This is a genomic window from Belnapia arida (assembly GCF_016773205.1).
Classification (GTDB): Bacteria; Pseudomonadota; Alphaproteobacteria; order Acetobacterales; family Acetobacteraceae; genus Belnapia; species Belnapia arida.
In genome coordinates this window covers 531,356-552,307 of sequence record NZ_JAETWB010000002.1, presented here as the reverse complement: position 1 = coordinate 552,307, position 20,952 = coordinate 531,356, and the positions used below count along the sequence as shown (strand labels likewise).

Here is a 20,952-nt window from a genome sequence, read left to right as displayed (position 1 = left end):
CAACGCCTGGGACCCCGAGGCCATGCGCGAGGCAGGCCTCGACTACTCCGGCATCGGACGCCCGTAAGCACGGCTGATCCGCGCATAGAAGGAGGCCGTCAAGCCATGAAATTCCTGGTCACCGGCACCGCCGGCTTCATCGGCTTCCACCTCGCCCACCGCCTGCTGGCCGAGGGCCATGCCGTCACCGGCATCGACGCCATGGTCCCCTATTACGACCTCCGGCTGAAGGAAGCCCGCCACGCCCGGCTCGCTGAGTCTGCGGCTTTCCGCCCGCTCACCCTCGACCTCGCCGACGCCGCCCGCCTCGGCGCAGTGATGCGGGAGGAGGCACCCGACATCGTCATTCACCTCGCCGCCCAGGCCGGCGTCCGCTACGCGATGGAGCATCCGGAGAGCTACATCCACAACAACGTCGTCGCCAGCTACGCCCTGGCCGAGGCCTGCCGCCACCACCCCGTGCAGCACCTGCTGGTCGCCTCCACCAGCTCCGCCTACGGCGCCAACACCTCCATGCCCTTCCGCGAGACGGATGCGGTGGCGACGCCGCTCAACATCTACGCCGCGACCAAGCTGGCCACCGAGAACATCGCCCATAGCTACGCGCATCTCTGGAAACAGCCGACGACGGCCTTCCGCTTTTTCACCGTCTACGGCCCCTGGGGCCGGCCGGACATGGCGCTGTTCAAATTCACCGACGCCATCCTCCGCGGCCGCCCGATCGACGTCTACAACCACGGGCTGATGGAGCGGGACTTCACCTATGTGGAGGACTTGGTCGAAGCCATCATCCGCCTCGTCCCCTGCCGGCCGGAGATCGGCAAGCCGGTCGGCTCAGGCGACTCGCTGAGCCCCGTCGCCCCCTACCGCCTGGTCAATATCGGCAACGCCAACCCGGTGCGGCTGCTGGAATTCATCGCCGCCATCGAGCAGGCCACCAGCCGCCGCGCCGAGCGCAACATGATGGACATGCAGCCCGGCGAGGTGCTGAAGACCTGGGCCGATTCCAGCCTTCTCCAGGCGCTCACCGGCTACCGCCCCACCACCGACGTCGCCACCGGGGTCGCCGCCTTCGTCGCCTGGTTCCGCGAGTATTACGGGGTCTGACGTCTGCCACGGGCCGTTACACTCCGCCCCGGCTTCGCGCCAATCCGGCCCCGATCCCGCCTTGACCTGCGCCCCATCATGCCCCCGTGGACCTTTCCACAGGAGAACATGATGCGTCGCTTTCTCGCTGCAGCCGCTCTCGGCCTCGGGCTGCTCTCCGCCGGCGCCGCGCTGGACGGCGCGGGTGCGGCACCCTTCCATCGTGAAGGCCCGGTCGTCACCCCGGTGCATGGCGATCACTGGCGGCACTATGCGCCCCCGCCACGCCACCATCACTGGCACCGCCATGCCCCGCCGCCGCGCCATTACGGCTCGCAGCACCATGGCTGGCACCCCCGCCACCACCATGACCGGACCTACGGCTGGCGCTGACCCCTCGGGCGGAGCACTCTTCGCCCATGGAGCAACTCGTCATCCTGTTCGGCGCCGGCCTTCTCGCCGGCGCCATGAATGCCGCAGCCGGCGGCGGCTCCTTCGTCAGCATCCCGGCGATGGTCTTCGTCGGCCTGCCCTCGGTCGCCGCCAATGCCTCGAGCACCGTGGCGCTGCTACCCGGCACTATTGCCAGCGCCTGGGCCTGGCGGCGGGACTTCCGTCCCTTCGAGGGCATCCCGCTCCGCACCATGATCCTCATCAGCCTGGCCGGCGGCCTCGTCGGCGCATTGTTGCTGCTGGTCACGCCGCAGCATGCCTTCGACGTGCTGCTGCCCTGGCTGCTGCTTGTCGGCACCCTGGCCTTCGCCTTCGGCCGCCCGCTCGGCGCTGCGCTGCGCCGGCGGGTGCGGATCGGCCCCGGCGCGGTGACCGGCGCACAGGTGCCGCTCGCCGTCTATGCCGGCTATTTCGGCGGCGGCGTCGGCATCATGATGATGGCGGTCTGGAGCCTGCTCGGCGATTCCGACATCCGCTCGATGAGCGCGGCGCGGACCATCCTGGTCAGCGCCGCCAATGCCGTCGCCGTGCTCTGCTTCGCCGTCGCCGGCCCGGTCTGGTGGCCGGAGACGGCGGTGATGCTGGTCGCCGCCGTCATCGGCGGCTACCTCGGCGCCAGCCTCGCCCGCCGCGTGCCGACGCCCTGGCTGCGCGGCTTCGTCATCGCCTTCAGCGTGGCGATGACCGCCGTCTTCTTCCGCCGCGCCTACGGCTGACCGAGCAACTCCTCGATGGCGATGGGGAAGCGCCGCACCCGCACCCCCGTCGCATGCCAGACGGCATTGGCCACCGCCCCCGCCGAGCCGGTGATGCCGATCTCGCCGACGCCCTTGATGCCGAGCGCATTCACATGCGGGTCCACTTCATCGACCAGGATGGCCTCGAGCGAAGGCACGTCCGCATTCACCGGCACATGGTACTCGCCAAGATTGGCGTTCATGACCCGCCCCGTGCGCCGGTCCACCACCGCCGCCTCGTGCAGGGCGAAGGAGACGCCCCAGATCATCCCGCCATAGTATTGGCTCCGCACCAGCCGCGGGTTGATGATCCGCCCGGCGGCGAAGGCGCCGACCAGCCGCGTCGCGCGGATCTGCCCAAGCTCCGGGTCGACCTTCACCTCGGCGAAGACGGCACCATGCGCGTGCATGGCGTAGTGCTCCTGCGCCGCCTGATCCATCGCGCCGGTGCCGCGCCCCTCGATCTCGTCGAGGCCGGCACGGGCGAGGATCTCGGCATAGCTCTCGCCCCGGCTCTCGTCGTCGCGCCGCACCAGCCGCCCCTCGCGCGCCACCACGCCGGCATTCCCGGCGCCGAAGAGCGGCGAGCGCTGATCGGTCATCGCCAGTTCCGCCAGACGGGCGATGACATCGGCGCCAGCGCCATGGATCGCCATGCCCGCCGTCGCGGTATGGGCCGAGCCGCCGGCGATGCCCGCATCCGGCAGGCCTGAATGCCCGGCGCGGAACTCCAGCTGGTCGATCGGCAGCGCCAGGCTGTCGGCCGCGATCTGGGCGAAGGCCGTCCACGCCCCCTGCCCCATGTCATGCGCGCCTGTCTCGACCAGCCCGCTGCCGTCCCGCCGCAGCACCGCCCGCGCCTGGCCGTGCATCATCAGCGCCGGGAAGGTCGCGGTGCCGACGCCCCAGCCGACCAGCAGCCCGTCCTCATCCCGCATCTGCCGCGGCGCCAGCGGCCGCCCGCTCCAGCCGAAGCGCTCGGCGCCCTGCGCATAGCATTCGCGCAGCGCCTTGGAGGAGAAGGGCTTGCCGCTCGTCGGCTCCACCTCGGCATAGTTCCTGAGGCGGAACTCCAGCGGGTCCATGCCGCAGGCCGCCGCCATCTCGTCGATCGCGCCTTCGAGGGCGATGCTGCCGCTCGCCTCGCCCGGCGCCCGCATGAAGATCGGCGTCCCGCTATCCAGCCGCACCGCATCGCTGGTCGTGGCGATGGCCGGGCTGGCATAGAGCGTGTGCGAGACGCTGCCCGAGGGCTCGAAGAAGTCGTCGTACCGGCTGCTCGCCGTGCGGACATGGTGATGCAGCGCGGTCAGCGCCCCCTCGCCATCCACGCCGAGCCGCAGCGTCTGCCGCGTCGGCGCACGATGCCCGACCGGCCCGTACATCTGGTCGCGCTTCAGCACCAGCTTCACCGGCCGCCCGACCAGCTTTGCTGCGAGGATGCCGAGCACCTGCGGCCCCGAGATCGCCCCCTTGGAACCGAAGCCGCCGCCGAGGAAGGGGCTGCGGATCTCGACATTCTCCGGCGGGATGCCGAACAGCCCGGCGACCCGCCCCACCGCCATGACAAGACCCTGGCTCGGCGTGTCGATGGAGAGCCGGTCGCCCTCCCAGGCGGCGACGACCGCATGCGGCTCCATCGCATTGTGGTACTGCGCCGGCGTCTCGTAGACCGCCTCGACCCGCCGCGCCGCCGCGGCGAGCCCGGCCTCCACATCGCCATGCCGCACTTCCGCCGGCGCCCCGACGCCGACCGCGGGCGGGACGAAGGCCTCGCCATCCTCGAGCCCGGTGCTCACCGGCTCCGCCGCATAACGCGGGGCGAGCAGCGCCGCGCCCTCGGTCGCCGCCTCCAGCGTCTCGGCGATCACCACCGCGACCGGCTGGCCGACATAGCGCACCGTATCGTCCTGCAGCAGCTCCATGCGGAAGACGAAGGGTCCCGACTTGTCGTTCGGGTCCTGCGCCAGCGCCGGCCGGTTCTCCGGCGTCATCACCGCGACCACGCCGGGATGCGCCCGCGCCGCCTCGAGATCAAGCCCGGTGACCCGCCCGCGCGCGACGCTGCTCACCGCCAGCGCGGCATGCAGCATCCCCGGCGGATGGTTGTCGGCGGCATAGCGCGCCCCGCCGGTGACCTTCAGCTGCCCGTCCCGCCGGGTGAGCGGCTGGCCGATGCTGGAGCCGTGACGGACATGCGCCGCGGAGGATGCGAGCTCAGCCATGGAGGGAAACTCCCGGATGGGGGGCATGGGGGGAGGCCGGCAGGGCCGGCAGCCGCTCCGGCGTGCCGGCCGCGGCGAGGGTGAGCGCGCGTACCAGGATGCGCCGCGCCAGCTCGATCTTGAACGCGTTGTCGCCGGAAGGCCGCGCCTCGGCCAGCGCCGCCTCCGCTGCCCGGCGGAAGGCCTCGGCACCCGGCCGCGCGCCGCGCAGAACGGCCTCCGCCTCCGGCACCCGCCAGGGCTTCGCCGCGACGCCGCCGAGCGCCAGCCGCGCCTCGGCGATGGCGCCATCCTCCAGCCGCAGCCCGGCCGTGGCGGAGACCACGGCGAAGGCATAGGAGGTGCGCTCGCGCAGCTTCACATAGCGCGCATGCCCGGCGAAGCCGGCGGCCTCGCCCGGCAGCCGCACCGCCACGATGAGCTCGCCCGGCGCCAGCACGCTCTCCCGCTCCGGCGTGGTGCCGGGCAGGCGATGGAATTCCTCGAGCGGCACCTCGCGCCGCCCCGCCTGCCCCTCGATCTCCACCACCGCGCCCAAGGCGACGAGCGGCACGCAGAAATCCGAAGGGTGCGTCGCGATGCACTGCTCGCTCCAGCCCAGCACCGCATGCAGCCGGTTCTCGCCCTCTCGCGCATCGCAACCGGCGCCGGCCTCGCGCTTGTTGCAGGCGCTGGCCGGATCGTAGAAATAGGCGCAGCGCGTCCGCTGCAGCAGGTTGCCGCCGACCGTCGCCGCATTGCGCAACTGCGCCGAAGCACCCGACAGCAAGGCCTCCGCCACCGCCGGGAAGCGCCGCGCGAAGCCAGGATCATAGGCGAGGTCCGAATTGCGCACCCGCGCGCCGATCCGCACGCCGCCATCCGGCAACGCCTCAATCGCGTCGAGCCCCGGTACCCGCGCCAGATCCACCAGCCGCGCCGGCCGCATCACCCCGCCCTTCATCAGGTCGAGCAGGTTCGTCCCGGCGGCGAGATAGGCGCTGCCCGGCTGGGCCGCGGCGGCCACCGCCTCCGCCACCGTCGCGGGGCGGACATAGTCGAAGCGGTTCATGCCGCCTTCTCCTCTGCATCGGCGGCAAGGCGCCGCTGCGCCTCCAGCACTGCCTCGGTGATGCCCTTGTAGGCGCCGCAGCGGCAGAGATTGCCGCTCATCGCCTCGCGCACCCGCTCGGGGTCGTCGCCCGCCTGCGCCTCGCGGATCAGCCCGACCGCGCTCATGATCTGCCCCGGCGTGCAGAAGCCGCATTGGAAGGCATCATGCTCGATGAAGGCCGCCTGCACCGGATGGGGCACCTCGCCCTCGGCCAGCCCCTCGATGGTCAGCACCTCCGCCCCGTCGAGGCTCACGGCCAGCGCCAGGCAGGAGTTCACCCGCCGCCCATCGACGAGCACGGTGCAGGCGCCGCACTGGCCACGGTCGCAGCCCTTCTTGGTCCCGGTGAGGTCGAGCCGCTCGCGCAGCAGGTCAAGCAGCGTGACCCGGGGATCGTCCAATGCGATGGTCCTGGGCACCGCATTCACGGTGAGGGTGATGGACAGGCTCATGCGGATCTCCGATGAGGGCCACGGCGTTGCCACCCCGCCGGCACGGCGGGGCGGGTCCTGGAGCCAAGGGCGATCAGCCGCTCCCTGGCCTCATATGGGGCGATATACGGAGGCACCCTCCGCTTACAAGGGGCAGGATATCAACCAAGCGCGATGACCGAGGAGCGGAGCCAGACACCACGGAAGCCCCGCGCGGACGCCACCCGCAACCGCGACCGCCTGCTGGCAGCCGCCCGCACCGTCTTCAACCAGGGCGGCCCGGCGGCGAGCCTGGAGGCCGTCGCCCGCGAGGCGGGCTTGGGCATCGGCACGCTCTACCGCCACTTCCCGACCCGGGAGGCGCTCTACGAGGCGGTCTACCGCCGCGAGGTGGATCAGCTGGTGGAGCTCGCCGCCCGGCTCTCGGCCGAGCTGCCTCCCGCCGAGGCGCTGCGCCGCTGGCTGGCCGCCAATGTCGAGTTCATCGCCACCAAAAAGGGCATGGCCGCCGCCCTCGCCATGGTGTCGCACAAATCCTCGGAATCGATCGCCTCCGCGCTCGACCGCCTCCGCGCGGCACTCGGCGGCCTGCTGCGCCGCGCGACGGAAGCCGGCGATCTGCGCAGCGACCTCGATGCGGAGGAGCTGCTGCTGGCCCTGGTCGGCGTCTGCTACGCGCAGGAGGGCCCGGACTGGCGCTCCAGGGTGCTCCGCGTGCTCGACGTGCTCATCGCCGGCTTGCGCCGCTGACCGCCATCCGCGCCGCCAGCAGCACCGCATTCCGCATCGCCCCCGGATGGGCGATGCCGCGCCCGGCGATGTCATAGGCCGTGCCATGCGCCGCCGTGCAGATCGGGAAGGGGAAGCCGCCCAGCAGCGTCACCCCCGCCTCGAAGCCGATCAGCTTCATCGCGATCTGCCCCTGGTCGTGGTACATCGTCAGCACCGCGTCGAAGTCGCCCCGCTTGGCCCGGACGAAGACCGTATCCGCCGGGTACGGCCCGTCGCAGCCGATCTGCTCGGCCTTGCCCGCCTCGACGGCCGGGCCGATGACGTCGATCTCCTCTCGCCCGAAGTTACCGCCATCCCCCGCATGCGGATTGAGCGCCGCGACCGCAATCCGCGGCCGCGCCACCCCCGCCGCCCGCAGCGCCCCCGCCGTCAGCCGGAGATTCTCGAGGATCGCCTCGCGGCTCAGCAGCCCCGCCACATCCTTCAGCGGCACATGCGAGGTGACGCGCGCATTCCACAGCCCTTCGAGGATGTTGAACTCCTTCGCCACCCCCCGGAAGCCGATCGCCTCCGCGGTGAAGCCGATCTCGTCCTCATAGTCCGGCGTCACCAGCCGCATCGCCGCCTTGTTGAATGGCGTGAAGCAGACCGCATCCGCCTCCCCCGCCGCCGCCATGGCCAGCGCGCGGCGGAAATTCGCGGTCGCGAACCGCCCGCCCGCCTCCGAGACCTGGCCCAGCGGCACCGCCGCCGGATCGCAATGCCCAAGGTCACGCAGTGACGGCCGCTCTCCAGGCCGTCCCTCGCCGGTGTCGATGTCGAGCGTGACCCCCGCCACCCGCGCGCCCTCGGCCAGCACCCGCGCATCGCCGATCACGGTGATGGCCGCCGCCGCGCGCACCTCCGCATCGGCGAGGACCCGGGCGGTGAGCTCAGGCGAGATGCCGGCGGCATCCCCCATGGCGAGCGCGACATGCGGCCTCGGCTGGCTCATTCCCATCCCCTTCCCTACCCGATGCGGTAGACCCGCCGCGCATTGTCGCAGAACATCGCCCGCTGCTCGGGCTCCGGCCGGTCCGCGACGGCGGATTTGAAGCCGGAGTAGATCTCATCGAAGCTGGCACAGAGGCTGTCCACCGGAAAATTGCTGGCGAACATCACCCGCGCCGTGCCGAACAGCGCCACCGCCTCGCGGATGATCCACCCGGTCCACCCCGCCGCCCAGCTTTGCCCCCGCACGCCGAGCCCCGAAACCTTCACCACCACATTGGCGCATTCGGCCAGCCGCGCCATCGCCTCCCGCCACCCCGCCAGCCCCTCGGCGCTGCGATCCGCCGGCAGCCCCGTGTGGTTGAGGATGATGAGCGTCTCAGGGAAATCCTCCGCCAGCCGCACCGCCTCATCCAGCGTCCACCACGGCGTCTGCAGGTCGAAATGCAGCCCGTGCCGCGCCAGCAGCGCATAGCCGCGCCGCCAGTCCGGGTCCGACATCAGCGTCTGTCCCGGCTCCCCCGGCGCCTTCGGCCTGCCCGGCTTGTGCCGCACGCTCCGCACCAGCACGGAGGCGGCATGCCCAGCCAGCACCTCCGCCACATCCCCCCGGTCAAGCCAAGCCTGCCCGACCACCGCATCCGGCAGCCCGTGCCGCTCGCGCAGCAACGCGGCATAGCGCACCTCGCCGAGCGGGTCCTGCGGGTCCCACTCCGTCTCCACATAGACGCTGCCGGCCAGGTTGTGCCCGGCCGCATCCGCCCGGTACTCGTCCGGCAGATAGGGCCGGCGGATCGCCCGGTAGTCGCCATAGCGGAAGGGAATCACCCCCGCCTCGGTCAGCCAGGGGTGATGGTTGACGCGCGGGTCCCAGAAGTGGTGATGCGCATCCACCACCGGCCCGGCATAGGGCGCGCCGCTCATGCCGCCCCGCCCCTTTGCGATAGCTTCATCTATGATGCCCCTGGAAGCTGCGGGCCATCATGGTCCAGCCGGGGCGCCGGACCAACAGGCGTCCGGTGCCGCCCCTATTCCGTCGGCTCCCCGAGCGAGAGCATCAACCGGTTCGCCCAGTTGAAGAAGGCCGCCGATTGGATGACGTCGGCGATCGCCAGGTCGTCCAGCCCGACCTGCCGCAGCCGCGCCACATGCTCCGGCCCGAAGGCGACCGGTGTCGCCGACAGCGCCACCGAGGCCGCGACGATGGCCTCCCAGCGCTCGCCCAGCGCGGCGCCGACGCCCTCGTCGAGCAGCCGCTGCACATCCTCCACCCGCTTCGAATAGGTCGCGGCGAAGCGCGCATGCACCGAGGCGCAGTAGATGCAGCCGTTGAAGCGCGAGGTCGCGGCCGCCGCCAGTTCGCGCTCCGCTCGCGGCAGCCCGGCATCGGTGTTGTAGAAGATGTCCTTGTCGGTGCGCGTGCGCGCCTCGAGCGCCGCCGGGTCGCGCGCCAGCAGGCGGAAATAGGGCGAGCCGGCGCGCGACGCATCGACCAGCGCCGCCATGTGCCGCGGCGTCAACGCCTCGGGCGCCAGCGGCTCCAGCCAGGGCAGCCAGTCGAGCTGGGCGCGGGTGAAGGCGGCCGGCACCGCATGCGGCGGCGGGGTGAGCACGGGCTCGGTCATGGCGATGCCTCGAGGCTGGCCCGCAGCACCGCGAGGCCGCGGATGGTGCGGATCTGGAAGCTGAGGAAGGCGGCGATCTGCGACAGGGTGACGATGCCGGTGGCCGACCACCCCGCATCGAGCAGCCGCTGCAGGTCGGCCGGCGCCGCATCCCGCGGATGCAGGACCAGCATGTGCAGATGGGCGCAGGCCGCCGCCAGCCGCGCCCCGAGCCGCTCCGCCAGCGCCGCGTCCGGTTGCCAAGCCGGCCCCTCGCTGTCCTCGGCGCTCAACGGCCCCGACGGGTAATGACCGAAGGGCCCCGGCCCCCGTGACCCGGCCACCGCCTCGGCGATGGCCGCCCGCAACCCGGCCACCAGCCCCTCGGCATGGAAGGCCTCGATCTCGGCTTCGCCATGCAGGCCGCAGACATAGGCGGCCAGCGCCCGCCGCTCCTCCAGGGTCACCTCGCCTGGCTCCTCCGGGGCGAAGAGCGCGTCGTGGCTTGCCTGCGCCTGCCGCCGCGCCTCCGGCCGCCGGGCGCGGACCGCGTCCAGCGCCGAGCCCGGCCCGATGCCGGCCAGGTGGTCGATCACATCCGTCATCACGCCACCCGCCGCTCGGCCAGCCCGCCCGGCGGCACCCAGCCCAGCGCCGGCGCCACCTGCCCCGCCACCAGCTCCAGCGAGCGCAGGATGAAGGGATGCGGCGGATCGACCGAATGCACCTGCACCGCCAGCTCCGTCGCCCGTTGCAGCACCGTGTCCGCCTGCAGGGAGGCCACCACCTCCGCCACCGTGCCGAGATGCACGTCGAAGTCGGCGACCATCTCCGCCACCGTCTCCCGCCCCGTGGCGCGGCCCTGCGCCGCCGCCCGGTCGCGGAACCGCCCGAGCCCCTGCTCCGCCAGCCGCCAGGCCTCGTCCCGCCGGTCGGCGACGAAGACCGAGCGCGAGGCGAGGATGCGCGGCGCGCAGCCCGCCGGCAGCGCCGCCAGATAGGCATCGACCATCGGGTTCTGGATGTCGGCGAGCGTCATCCCCGGCGTCCCCTCCGGCCGCGGCTGGGTGCGTGACAGCATCAGCCCATCCCCCGCCGCCCCGGCCCGCCGCGCGCCCTCCACGGTGAAGGTCGCCTGCCAGATGCGGCCCGCGAGCCCCGGCGCCGGCGGGTAGAGCCGGTCCCCGCCCGGCAGCGCCCCGCCCTCCCAGGCCGTGCGTAGCAATGCCGCATTCCCGGCGAAGATCGCCCCGCGCTCCGCCGCATCGAGGCCGAAGGCGCGGAAGGCGGCATGATTGCCCCCCGGCCCGATGCCCATCTCCAGCCGCCCGCCCGAGACCAGGTCGAGCACCGCCGCATCCTCCGCCACCCGGATCGGCAGCTCGAGCGGCAGGGTGACGATCCCCGTCCCGAGGCGGATACGCTGGGTCCGCGCCGCCACCTGCGCCAGGAAGACGAAGGGCGCCGGCAGCCCGCCCTCGTTCTCATGGAAATGGTGCTGCGCCACCCAGGCGGAATCGAAGCCGCAGCGCTCGGCATGGATGATCTGCTCGGTGGCCAGCCGGTAGCGCTCCGCCGGCCCGACCTCGTCGAGCACCCGGGTGAAGAAGCCGAGCCGCTTCGGTGCCATCATCCCGCATCCCCCCCGTCACGTGCCGTCCCGCCGAGATAGGCGTCGCGGATGCGCGGATCGCGCAGCAATTCCCCGGCCGGTCCCTGCAAAGCGATCCGCCCGGTCTGCAGAACATAGCCGTAATGGGCGATGCCGAGCGCCAGGCTCGCATTCTGCTCCACCATGAACACCGTCACGCCTTCGCGGTTGATCGCCTGGATCAACTCCAGCACCCGGTCGACGAAGAGCGGCGAGAGCCCCATGGTCGGCTCGTCCATGCAGATCAGCTTCGGCCGCCCCATCAGCGCGCGGGCCATGGCGAGCATCTGCTGCTCGCCGCCCGACATCGTCCCCGCCCGCTGCCCCAGCCTTTCCCTAAGCCGGGGGAACAGCCCCAGCACCCGCTCCTCGTCGGCGGCGATGGCGGCCCGGTCGCTGCGGGCATAGGCGCCCATCAGCAGGTTCTCCCGCACCGTCATCGCCGGGAAAAGCCGCCGCGCCTCCGGCACCGAGCCGATGCCGCGCCGGATCACCTGCGGCGTCGGCAGGCCGGTGATCTCCGCCCCGTCGAACCAGACCCGGCCCGAGCCCGGCCGCTGCAGCCCGAGGACGGTCTTCATCGTCGTCGACTTGCCGCTGGCATTGCCGCCGAGCAGGCAGACGATCTGCCCGGCCTCGACCGCGAGGTTCAGGTCGAAATGCACCTGCACCGGCCCGTAGAAGGAGTTGATGCCCTCCAGCCGCAGCAGCGCGCTCATGCCACCGTCCCCTGGGCCGGCGCCCGCGCCATGCCGGCCTCGCGGTGGCCGAGATAGGCCTCGATCACGGCCGGGTCGTGCCGCACCGCCTGCGGCAGCCCCTCGGCGATGCGCCGACCGTTGTCCATGACGATCACCCGGTCGGAGAGCCGCATCACCATCTCGAGCTTGTGCTCGATCAGCAGGATGGTGAGGCCGCTGCGCTTCAGCTCGGCCACCACCCCCTGCATCTCCGCCGTCTCGGTCTCGTTCATCCCCGCCGTCGGCTCGTCGAGCAGCAGCAGGCGGGGGTGCAGCGCCAGCGCCCGCCCGATCTCGACGCGCCGCCGGTTGGCATAGGAGAGGCTGAAGGCCGGGTGGTCGAGCCGCGGCATCAGCCGCTCGCCGAACAGCGAGATGATACGCATCGCATCCTCCCGCAGCGCCGCCTCCTCCGCCCTGACCGCGCCCGGCCGGATGGCGGCAAGCGCCAGCTCCAGCAGCGGCCCGAGCACTGGCACCGAAGGCCGCACCGCCCGGAGCCGCGCATGCGCGCCCACCAGCACGTTGTCGAGCACGCTGAGATTGCCGAAGACCCGCCCATGCTGGAAGGTCCGCGCCAGCCCGAGCCCGGCCAGCCGCTCCGGCGCCGCGCCCGTCACATCCTGGCCGAACAGCCGCACACTCCCCGCATCCGGCCGGTCGAGCCCGCTGACCAGGTTGAACAGCGTCGTCTTCCCGGCGCCGTTCGGCCCGATGATGCTGAGCAGCTCGCCCTCCCGCAGGTCGAGCGCCGCATCCGCGACGGCGGTCACGCCCCCGAAGCGCTTCTGCAACCCGCGGACTTCGAGCACGGGCGCCATCACACCGTCCCCATCAGGCCTTGGGGGCGGAAGCGGATCAGCAGCAGCAGCACGATGCCGTAGATGAGGATCCGGTACTCGGCAAGGAAGCGGAAGGCCTCCGGCAGCGCGATCAGCAGCGTCGCCCCCAGCACCGCGCCCAGGACGTTCCCGAGCCCGCCGAGAATCACCATGGTCAGCGCCAGGATGGAGATGCTGGCGCCGAAGGTCTCGTGGTTAATGTAGGAATAGGCATGCGCGGTGATGGCGCCGCTGATCCCCGCCGCGAAGCCGCCGAAGCCGAAGGCCAGTGCCTTGTAGCGGTCGCCACTGACGCCGTAGGAGCGCGCCGCCACCGGGTCGTCGCGGATCGCCCGCCAGGTCCGCCCGAGATGCGAGCGCAGCAGCCGCAGCTGCAGCAGCGCCAGCAGCACCAGCACGGCGAGGCAGAGCCAGTAGGTCCCCTCCACCGAGCCGAGGTCGATGCCGAACACCTCCAGCGGCGGAATCCCCCCCAGCCCGATCGCCCCCCGCGTCAGCCCGGTCCAGTTGAGGATGACGAGGGCGACGATCTCGCCGATGCCGAGGGTTGCGATGGAGACATAATGCCCGGTCAGCCGGAAGGCTGGGAAGACCAGCAGCGTGCCGAGCGCGGCCGTCACCAGCCCCGCCGCCGGGATGGCGAGCGCCACCGGCCAGCCCGCATCCATCGCCAGCAGGCCGGAGGCATAGCCGCCGATCGCCAGCAGCGCCGCATGGCCGAGCGAGACCTGCCCGACCGTGCCCGCCACCAGCGTCAGGCTCAGCGCCAGCATCGCATACATCAGCGAGTTGGCCCCGATCTGCAGCAGGTAGGGCTGATCCAGCAGCGGCAGCAGGGCCGCCACCGCGATCATCGCGGCCACCGCCCAGCGCGGCACCGCGACCGGCCGCGACCGGGCGATGAAGGTGCCCGTCATCGGCTCCGGCGGCAGCGAACGCCGCGCGGCGAAGAGCCCGTTCGGCCGCCAGACCAGCATGGCGATCAGCAGCACGAAGGCGAAGAGGTTGCGGTAGGAGGTGCCGAACAGCGCGATGCCGTAGCTCTCCGTGAGCCCGAGGATCAGCGAGCCGGCGATCGCCCCCGGCACGTTGCCTAAGCCCCCGATGATGAGCGCGACGATGCCCTTCAGCGTCGCCTCGAAGCTCATCGCCGTGCTGATCTGGTTGTAGTACATGCCGACCAGCACGCCGCTGACGCCGCTCAGCGCCGAGGCGATGGCGAAGACCGCCATGTTCACGCGGTTGACGTCGACGCCCATCTGCTGCGCCGCGTCCGAATCCTGCGCCGTCGCCCGCACCGCCCAGCCGAGCTTGGTGAAGCGCAGGAAGCTGTAGAGCACCACGGCCGAGATCATGCCGATGCCGGCGATCAGCAGGTCGAGCGCGCCGATGGTGCCGCCGCCGATGGCGACGCGCCACTCCGGCACCTGCATCGGCACCGCGCGTGGGTCCGGCGTGAAGAGCAGCTGCAACACCTGATCGAGCACCAGCGCGATGCCGATGGTCGCCAGCAGCGGCGCGATGCGCGAGCTGCCATGCAGCGGCCGCAGCCCGATCCGCTCGATCCCCACCCCAACCAGGGCCGAGACGGCGATCACGCACAGCAGCGTCACCGGCAGCGGCGTATCCAGGTAGGTGATGGCCGCCCAACCGGTATAGGCACCGACCACATAGACCGAGCCATGCGCGAAATTGACCAGGTTGGCGACGCCGTAGATCAGCGCCAGCCCGACGGCCAGCAGCGCGTAGATGTTGCCGATGACGAAGCCGTTGACCGTGTAGTCGAACCAGGCGCCGCTCATCAGGACCACAACGTGAAGCGGCCGTCCTTCACCACCAGCCGCTTGTAGCGCGCGCCCTCCACCCGGCGGGTATTCGGATCGAATTGCATGGTGCCGAAGACCACGCTCGGCACGCCCCGCACCTTGGCCAGCCCCTCGCGCACCGCCGCCCGAGTCGCGCCATACTGGTTCACCAGCGTGGAGGCGAGGATCATCGTGTCATAGGCGGTGGCGTTGAAGGTGTCCGGCTCGCGGTTGTACTTGGCGCGGAAGGCGGCGACGAAGCGCTGCACTTCCGGCCGCGGCTCGTCGGGGAAGAAGGTGGTGATGACATGCACGCCGTTCACCGCCTCGCCGCCCAGCTCCAGCAGCTTCGGCGAATAGACCGAGCTGACGGCGACGATTGCCTGCGGCAGGCCGAGCGTCCGGATCTGCCGCACGATGGTCGCCGCATCGGCGTAGTAGGCCAGCAGCACGATGCAGTCCGGGTTGCTGTCGCGGATGCGCACCAGCGTCGAACGGAAGTCGCGCTCGCCCGGCAGGAAGCCCTCGGCAGCCGTCACCTCCGCCCCCTTCTCCTTCGCCGCCGCGGCGAAGAGGTTCTTGCTGGTCACGCCCCAGTCGGTGTTGAGGTGGATCACTCCCAGCCGCCGCTTGCCGAGGCCCGCGATGGCGAAATCCGCCAGCCCCGGCTGCTCCTCCGCCTGGCTGATGGAGTTGCTCCACATGTAGTCGCCGCCCTTGGTGAAGTCCGGGTGCGAGTTGGTGAAGCCGAATTGCACCAGCTTGGCGCGCTGGTAGATCGGCGAGGCCGCCATTGAGGCCGGCGAGGAGAAATCGCCGAGCTCCATGACGATCCGCTGGTCGTTGGCGAATTTCTGCGCGATGGCGACCGACTGCCGCGGGTCGCTCTGGCTGTCCTCGAACACGTACTGGATCTGCCGTTGCGCCGTCGGGTTGACCTCGGCCAGCGCCAGGTCGAAGGCATCCTTCCATTGCGCGCCATATTGCGCATTGGGCCCGGTCAGCGGCCCGCTGACGCCGACATGGACGGTCTCGGCCGCGGCGGCCCGCTGCGTGGCGGCAGCCCCGGCCACCAGCCCGGCAAAAAGGGAACGACGGCGCAGCGGGATCATGGGGGCTCTCCTGCCTTGGTCATCAGTCCGCCACATCCGAGCACGAATTACCGCACTGCACCATAGGCTTGCGGCGAGCGGCCTCGCCCCGCAGCGGCACCCGCAGCGCCATCGCACCCGCCGTCAGCAGGGCCGCTGCCGCCAGCAGCGAGGGCAGGCTGAAGCTTCCCGTCCGGTCGTGCAGCAGCCCGGCCAGCACCGGCCCGACGATCTGCCCGATGCCGAAGGCTGCCGTCAGCACCGCGAAGGTCCGTCGGGGATCATCCGCCGACAGCGCCCGCCCGCCGGCCAGCCCCAGCGCGGTCAGCCCCATGAAGGTCCCGCCAAGCAGCGCCGCCGCGACCAGTGCCCCGGCCGTGCCCGGCCAGAGCACGCTCGCCGCAACCCCGGCCGCCTCGACCAGGCAGGCCGCGGCGAAGCTGCGCGCCAGGCCGAAGCGCCGCCCGCTCCAGCCCCACAGCGCCACCGAGGGCACCGCCGCCAATCCCACGACCAGCCAGACGAAGGGCTCCACCGCCCGCAGCGCCGCCTCCGCCCGGACGATGGCGACGAGGAAGGTCGCGGTGACGACATAGCCGAAGCCGAACAGCCCATAGGCCACGGCCCACCAGGCCAGCCACCCGCCATCGCCGACACGCCGCACGGCGGCCGGCCTCGCCGCGCCCTCCTCCCCCGGCACGAGCCAGGCCACCACGCCTGCCGCCGCCAGCGAGCCCAGCCCGGAGGCGCCCCACATTTCACGCCAGCCCAGGCCCGGCAGGGCGACCAGCCCGGCCGAGACGGCGATCCCCACCCCCACGCCCGCGAAATGCAGCGCCGCCAGGCCGCCACGCCCCGCCGCCGCCAGCCGGTCCAGCACCAGAGCCGAGGCGAAGACCAGCACGAAGGCGCTCGCCGCGCCGCCGATCCCCCGCAGCAACAGGAAGGCCGGCAAGTCGGAGGCCACCCCCATCGCCCCCGTCGTGGCCGCCCCGAGCGCCAGCGCTCCCAGCAGCCAAGCCCGGCGGGACCCTGGCAGCCGCGCCGCCGCCAGCAGCGCCCCGGCGAGATAGCCGCAGAAATTGGCCGAGGCGATCAGTCCCGCCTGGCCGCCCGTCAGCCCCAGCCCCTCGGCCATTGCCGGCAGGAGGGGCGTATAGACGAAGCGGCCGATGCCGATCGCCGAAGCCAGCGCCAGCATTCCGCCAAGCGCCAGCGGCAGCCCCGCCACACCTTCCCGCATTGCCAGCATGCCACCCTCCGGAGCCGACCGATCTCCGTCAGGCTGCGCTGGCTACGGCATCCGGAAAAACGATTTGTCCTGATCCTTGCTATCGCTGTCAGAGATGGCTCACGCTCAAAGGTCGGCATCGACGGGCTCTGCCGAGCCCGTCCTCGCTTGCCCTTGCCTCAGGCAAGCACCGCCGCCCCGAATGCCACCGCGCCCACCACCGTCGCCGCCGCCCCGGCCCAGCGCCGCTGCGGCCGCGCCTCGCCCAGGCCTCGCGCCACCCGCATCGCCAGCAGCCCGATCCCGGCCTGCACCGCCAGCAGCGTCAGCAGATAGGCGATGACCGGCGCCGGTCCGGAGCCAGCAACGGCCTCGGCATAGGCATGGCCATGGAACAACCCCGCCACCCCGAAGCTGAGGGCCAGCCAGCCCGGCGCAGCGGCCGGCAACCGCGCCGGCGCCGCCAGCAGCGCCACCCCCGCGCCGAGCACGGACAGCGCCACCGCCGCCTCCACCGGCCCGAGCCCGAAGCCGCCGAGATGCAGCACCGCCCCCAGCAGCCCGGCGCCGAGGAAGGCGGCCAGCGCCGCCATCCCGGCCCGCCGCCCCACCGCCGTCGCCAGCACTCCGGCCGCCAGCAGGAAGGTTAGGTGGTCGAGCCCGATCACCGGATGCGCCACGCCGGAGACGAAGCCCTGCCAGGCCGTCGTCGCCACGGCGCCGCCCATCGGATGGTGCGCCAGCGCCGGCACGGGCATGGCCGCCGCGAGGGCGACGAGGGCGATGGGGCTGAGCTTCGGCATGGTAACTCCCGGAGAGATCAATTCGCCCCGCAGCTTCATCCGCCCCGGGCCGCACCGCAACCGTCGAGCGCCCGCCCCAACCTCTCCCACCCCGCTTCGTCCCCGGGCAGGCCGAAGCGCAGCAGCCCCGGCCGCCCCTCGAAGCGCCGCACCAGCACCCCCTGCCGCCCGAGCCCCTCGAAAGCTCCCTCCGCCCCCCGCACCAGCCGGAACAGCGCCGTCCCGCCCACCACCGCCAGGCCATGCCGCCCGAGCAGCGCATCCAGCCGCGCCGCCTCCGCGGCCAGCCGCGCCCGCATCGCCTCCGCCCAGGCCAGATCGCCGAGCGCCGCCATCCCCGCCGCGATCGCCGGCCCGGACACCGCCCAGGGCCCGAGGCTTGCCCGCAGCCGCTCGGCGATCCTCGGCTCAGCCAGGGCGAAGCCCAGCCGCACTCCCGCCAGCCCATGAAATTTCCCGAAGGACCGCAGCACGACGACGCCCCCTCGCCCTACCTCTCCCCCCAAGGAAGCCCCGGATGGCATCACCTCCATGAAGGCCTCATCCACCACCAGCAGCCCCGCCCTCAGCCCGAGCAGCACCCGCCGCTCCGCCAGCCGCCCATCCGGATTGTTCGGGTTGACCAGCACGGCCAGCCCCGCCCCCTCCAGCCCCTCCACGGCCCCGACCTCGCCGACCGCATGCCCCGCCAGCTCCGCCGCCCGGCGGTGCTCAGCATAGGTCGGCCCCAGGATGCGCGCCCCACCCGGCGGCATTAGCCCGGCAACCAGCGGCAGCAGGAGCTGCGTTCCCGGCGCCGCCACCACATGCGCCGCCGAGGGCGCGCCATACCGCTCCGCCGCCAGCGCCTCCAGCCGGGCGAGCGCCGCCGGCTCAGGCAGCCGCGCGAAGACCTCGGCCCCGAGCGGCGGCATCGGGTAGCCATGGGGGTTGATCCCGGTCGACAGGTCGAGGAAGGGAGTGGGCGCCTGCGGGAAGAGCCGGCGCGCCGCCTCCAGATCGCCGCCATGGGCCATGCCCGGGATACCGTCCATTATGGCCCTCGCCACCGTTGCCTGCGCCCTGCTGATCGAGGCCGCCCTCGGATACCCGGACCGCCTGCTGCGGTCCATCGGCCACCCTGTCATCTGGCTCGGCCGGCTGATCGCCTCGCTCGACCGCCACCTGAACCGCCCCGCCTGGCCCGCCGCCCACCGCCGCGCCGCCGGCCTCGCCGCGCTGCTGATCCTGCTCGCCGCCAGCCTCGCCCCCGCCTGGCTGATCGAGGCTGCGCTGCACCACCTCCCGCTCGGCTGGCTCGCCGTCGCGCTGCTGGCCAGCAGCCTCCTCGCCCAACGCAGCCTCCATGAGCACGTCGCCCGCGTCGCCACCGCCCTGGAGCAGGAAGGCTTGGCCGCCGGCCGCATCGCCATCTCCCACATCGTCGGCCGCGACCCGGATGCGTTGGACGAAGCCGGCATCTGCCGCGCCGCCATCGAGAGCCTCGCCGAGAATTTCTCCGACGGCATCGTCGCCCCGGCCCTCTGGCTCGCCCTCGGCGGCCTGCCCGGCGCCGCCGCCTACAAGGCGGTCAACACCGCCGACAGCATGATCGGCCACCGCACCCCACGACATGAGGCCTTCGGCTGGGCCGCCGCCCGCTTCGACGACCTGGTGAACCTCCCCGCCTCCCGCCTCTCCGCCCTGCTGCTGGTCCTCGCCGCCTGCCTCATGCCCGGCGCCAGCCCCGCCGCCGCCCTGCGCGCCCTGCGCCGCGACGCCCACCGCCACCGCTCGCCCAATGCCGGCTGGCCGGAAGCGGCAATGGGCGGCGCCCTCGGCCTCGCCCTGGCCGGCCCGCGCCGTTACGGCGGCGTGCTGGTCGAGGATGCGCTGATGGGCGACGGCCGCCGCGACGCCACCGCCGCCGAAATCCGCCGCGCCCTCCGCCTCTACCGGCTCGCCGACGCCCTGCTCATCGCCCTCGCGGTTGCCCTGGCCCTCACCGTGCCAGGCTGAGCAGCCGGTCGATGTCGAGATGCGCCTCGAGATGCCGCGCCAGCGCATCCAACGCCGCCTCCACCCCCGCCTCATAGGCGATCGCCGGCGCCCCGGCCGCGAAGCGCGCCATCCAGGCCGCCCGCTGCGCCTCCGCTGCGAAGAGGCCGTGGACATAGGTCCCGGTCACCAGCCCATCCGCCGAGATCGCCCCCTCCGCCGCGCCATCCGCCAGCCGCGCGAAAGGCCGCGCCCGCCCCGGCCCCTCGGTACTGCCGAGATGCATCTCATAGCCGGCGAGCTTGGCCCCATCCGCGCTCACGCCCTCCACCGGCACCAGCCGCTTGTCCCCGCCGAGCACCGTCTCGACATCGAGCAGCCCAAGCCCCGCCACGCGCCCCGCCGCGCCCTCCACCCCCGCCGGGTCGGCGACGCTCCGCCCCAGCATCTGGAAGCCGCCGCACAGCCCAAGCACATGCCCACCCCGCCGCAGATGCGCCGCGATATCGACATCGAACCCCGCCGCCCGCAGCGCCGCCAGATCGGCGATGGTCGCCTTCGACCCCGGCAGGATGACGAGTTGCGCATCCCCCGGCAGCGCCTCGCCCGGCCGCACCCGCATCACCTCCACGTCCGGCTCGGCGACCAGCGGGTCGAGGTCGTCGAAATTGGCGATATGCGGCAGCACCGGCACGGCGATGCGCAACCGCGCCCCCGGCCGTCGCGGCAGCGCATGGTCGAGCGCCAGCGCATCCTCCGCCGGCAGCCGCGCCGCTTCCGGCAGGAAGGGCACCAGGCCGAGCGGCGCCCACCCCGTCCGCGCCGTGATCAGCGCCATCCCATCCGCGAAGAGCGACGGATCGCCGCGGAATCGGTTGACGACGAAGCCCACGACCATCGCCGCATCCGCCGGATCGATCACCACCCTGGTCCCGACCAGGCTGGCGATCACCCCGCCCCTGTCGATGTCGCCGACGACGACGACCGGCACATCCGCCGCCCGCGCGAAGCCCATATTGGCGATGTCGTTGGCCCGCAGATTGACCTCGGAGGCGCTCCCCGCCCCCTCCACCAGCACGATATCCGCCTCGCCCCTGAGCCGCGCGAAACTCTCCAGCACCGCCGGCAGCAGCATGGCCTTCCGCCGCTGATACTCGGCCGCACCCGCCGCACCGACCACCCGCCCCTGCACCACGATCTGCGCGCCGAGCTGGCCCTGCGGCTTCAGCAGCACCGGGTTCATGTGGACGCTGGGTGCGACGCGTGCCGCCCGCGCCTGCAAAGCCTGCGCGCGCCCAATCTCCCCGCCATCAAGGGTCACGGCCGCATTGTTCGACATGTTCTGCGGCTTGAACGGCCGCACCCGCAGCCCCCGTTCCGTCAGCGCCCGCGCCAGCCCCGCGACGAGCAGCGACTTGCCGACATCCGAGCCCGTGCCCTGCAGCATGATCGCGCGCATGA

At 72.4% G+C, this 20,952-nt stretch carries 21 protein-coding genes; 5 read left to right on the top strand and 16 right to left on the bottom strand.

The window, feature by feature from the left end; translation table 11 throughout:
* Positions 1–105 precede the first annotated feature (105 nt).
* From JMJ56_RS09675 to JMJ56_RS09665, 3 genes are all read left to right on the top strand, one after another.
* The gene (locus JMJ56_RS09675; protein ID WP_202831400.1) at positions 106–1,107 is read left to right on the top strand and encodes an NAD-dependent epimerase/dehydratase family protein; all 1,002 of its coding nucleotides are present in this window, start codon (positions 106–108) and stop codon (positions 1,105–1,107) included.
* A gap of 108 nt (positions 1,108–1,215) precedes the next feature.
* Positions 1,216–1,479 (top strand): hypothetical protein, encoded by a 264-nt coding sequence (locus tag JMJ56_RS09670; protein WP_202831399.1) that lies wholly within the window; start codon positions 1,216–1,218, stop codon positions 1,477–1,479.
* 26 nt (positions 1,480–1,505) lie between these two features.
* Complete coding sequence (locus JMJ56_RS09665; protein ID WP_202831398.1) at positions 1,506–2,255, top strand: sulfite exporter TauE/SafE family protein; 750 nt, start codon at positions 1,506–1,508, stop codon at positions 2,253–2,255.
* Here JMJ56_RS09665 and JMJ56_RS09660 read toward each other — a convergent pair.
* Genes JMJ56_RS09660 through JMJ56_RS09650 form a run of 3 tightly spaced genes read right to left on the bottom strand, consistent with a single transcriptional unit; the run spans position 2,246 to position 6,046 of the window.
* Entirely contained in the window at positions 2,246–4,501 is a 2,256-nt protein-coding gene (locus JMJ56_RS09660) for a xanthine dehydrogenase family protein molybdopterin-binding subunit (RefSeq protein ID WP_202831397.1), read from the bottom strand. The genes JMJ56_RS09665 and JMJ56_RS09660 overlap by 10 nt on opposite strands.
* Positions 4,494–5,552, bottom strand: a complete 1,059-nt coding sequence (locus tag JMJ56_RS09655) for an FAD binding domain-containing protein (RefSeq protein WP_202831396.1) — start codon at positions 5,550–5,552, stop codon at positions 4,494–4,496. The genes JMJ56_RS09660 and JMJ56_RS09655 overlap by 8 nt, the downstream gene beginning before the upstream one ends.
* Entirely contained in the window at positions 5,549–6,046 is a 498-nt protein-coding gene (locus JMJ56_RS09650; protein ID WP_202831395.1) for a (2Fe-2S)-binding protein, read from the bottom strand. Before JMJ56_RS09650 ends, JMJ56_RS09655 begins: the two co-directional genes overlap by 4 nt.
* Before the next feature lie 153 nt (positions 6,047–6,199).
* Here JMJ56_RS09650 and JMJ56_RS09645 point away from each other — a divergent pair, with 153 nt between their 5' ends.
* Complete coding sequence (locus tag JMJ56_RS09645) at positions 6,200–6,775, top strand: TetR/AcrR family transcriptional regulator (RefSeq protein ID WP_202831394.1); 576 nt, start codon at positions 6,200–6,202, stop codon at positions 6,773–6,775.
* On the opposite strand, the gene JMJ56_RS09640 is transcribed toward JMJ56_RS09645, so the two are convergent.
* From JMJ56_RS09640 to cobD, 12 genes are all read right to left on the bottom strand, one after another.
* On the bottom strand, positions 6,753–7,751 hold the full coding sequence (locus JMJ56_RS09640) for a 4-hydroxythreonine-4-phosphate dehydrogenase PdxA (RefSeq protein WP_236037582.1): 999 nt from the start codon (positions 7,749–7,751) through the stop codon (positions 6,753–6,755). The two genes, JMJ56_RS09645 and JMJ56_RS09640, sit on opposite strands and share 23 nt — an antisense overlap.
* 14 nt (positions 7,752–7,765) lie before the next feature.
* A complete protein-coding gene (locus tag JMJ56_RS09635) occupies positions 7,766–8,671 on the bottom strand; it encodes an amidohydrolase family protein (RefSeq protein ID WP_202831393.1) in 906 nt (301 codons plus the stop codon).
* A 104-nt stretch (positions 8,672–8,775) separates the two neighbouring features.
* Positions 8,776–9,372: an alkylhydroperoxidase domain protein gene (locus tag JMJ56_RS09630; RefSeq protein ID WP_202831392.1), complete on the bottom strand. Its 597-nt coding sequence runs from the start codon at positions 9,370–9,372 to the stop codon at positions 8,776–8,778.
* Complete coding sequence (locus JMJ56_RS09625; protein ID WP_202831391.1) at positions 9,369–9,956, bottom strand: CMD domain protein; 588 nt, start codon at positions 9,954–9,956, stop codon at positions 9,369–9,371. Before JMJ56_RS09625 ends, JMJ56_RS09630 begins: the two co-directional genes overlap by 4 nt.
* Positions 9,956–10,984: a putative FMN-dependent luciferase-like monooxygenase gene (locus tag JMJ56_RS09620; RefSeq protein WP_236037581.1), complete on the bottom strand. Its 1,029-nt coding sequence runs from the start codon at positions 10,982–10,984 to the stop codon at positions 9,956–9,958. Before JMJ56_RS09620 ends, JMJ56_RS09625 begins: the two co-directional genes overlap by 1 nt.
* A complete protein-coding gene (locus JMJ56_RS09615; protein ID WP_236037580.1) occupies positions 10,981–11,721 on the bottom strand; it encodes an ABC transporter ATP-binding protein in 741 nt (246 codons plus the stop codon). Before JMJ56_RS09615 ends, JMJ56_RS09620 begins: the two co-directional genes overlap by 4 nt.
* Positions 11,718–12,563 carry an ABC transporter ATP-binding protein gene (locus JMJ56_RS09610; protein WP_202831390.1) on the bottom strand — a complete coding sequence of 282 codons (846 nt, stop codon included), beginning with the start codon at positions 12,561–12,563 and terminating at the stop codon, positions 11,718–11,720. The genes JMJ56_RS09615 and JMJ56_RS09610 overlap by 4 nt, the downstream gene beginning before the upstream one ends.
* A complete protein-coding gene (locus JMJ56_RS09605) occupies positions 12,563–14,386 on the bottom strand; it encodes an ABC transporter permease (protein WP_202831389.1) in 1,824 nt (607 codons plus the stop codon). Before JMJ56_RS09605 ends, JMJ56_RS09610 begins: the two co-directional genes overlap by 1 nt.
* Complete coding sequence (locus tag JMJ56_RS09600) at positions 14,386–15,501, bottom strand: ABC transporter substrate-binding protein (protein ID WP_202831388.1); 1,116 nt, start codon at positions 15,499–15,501, stop codon at positions 14,386–14,388. The genes JMJ56_RS09605 and JMJ56_RS09600 overlap by 1 nt, the downstream gene beginning before the upstream one ends.
* A gap of 22 nt (positions 15,502–15,523) precedes the next feature.
* Positions 15,524–16,732 (bottom strand): YbfB/YjiJ family MFS transporter, encoded by a 1,209-nt coding sequence (locus tag JMJ56_RS09595; RefSeq protein WP_202831387.1) that lies wholly within the window; start codon positions 16,730–16,732, stop codon positions 15,524–15,526.
* Positions 16,733–16,890: 158 nt separating this feature from the next.
* A complete protein-coding gene (locus JMJ56_RS09590) occupies positions 16,891–17,514 on the bottom strand; it encodes a HupE/UreJ family protein (protein ID WP_202831386.1) in 624 nt (207 codons plus the stop codon).
* Positions 17,515–17,549: 35 nt separating this feature from the next.
* A complete protein-coding gene (cobD, locus tag JMJ56_RS09585) occupies positions 17,550–18,548 on the bottom strand; it encodes a threonine-phosphate decarboxylase CobD (protein WP_202831385.1) in 999 nt (332 codons plus the stop codon).
* Between the two features lies 1 nt (position 18,549).
* On the opposite strand from cobD, the gene cbiB reads away from it, so the two are divergent.
* Positions 18,550–19,512 (top strand): adenosylcobinamide-phosphate synthase CbiB, encoded by a 963-nt coding sequence (gene cbiB, locus JMJ56_RS09580; RefSeq protein ID WP_202831384.1) that lies wholly within the window; start codon positions 18,550–18,552, stop codon positions 19,510–19,512.
* Here cbiB and JMJ56_RS09575 read toward each other — a convergent pair.
* A complete protein-coding gene (locus JMJ56_RS09575) occupies positions 19,496–20,950 on the bottom strand; it encodes a cobyric acid synthase (protein ID WP_202831383.1) in 1,455 nt (484 codons plus the stop codon). The two genes, cbiB and JMJ56_RS09575, sit on opposite strands and share 17 nt — an antisense overlap.
* Between the last annotated feature and the right edge of the window lie 2 nt (positions 20,951–20,952).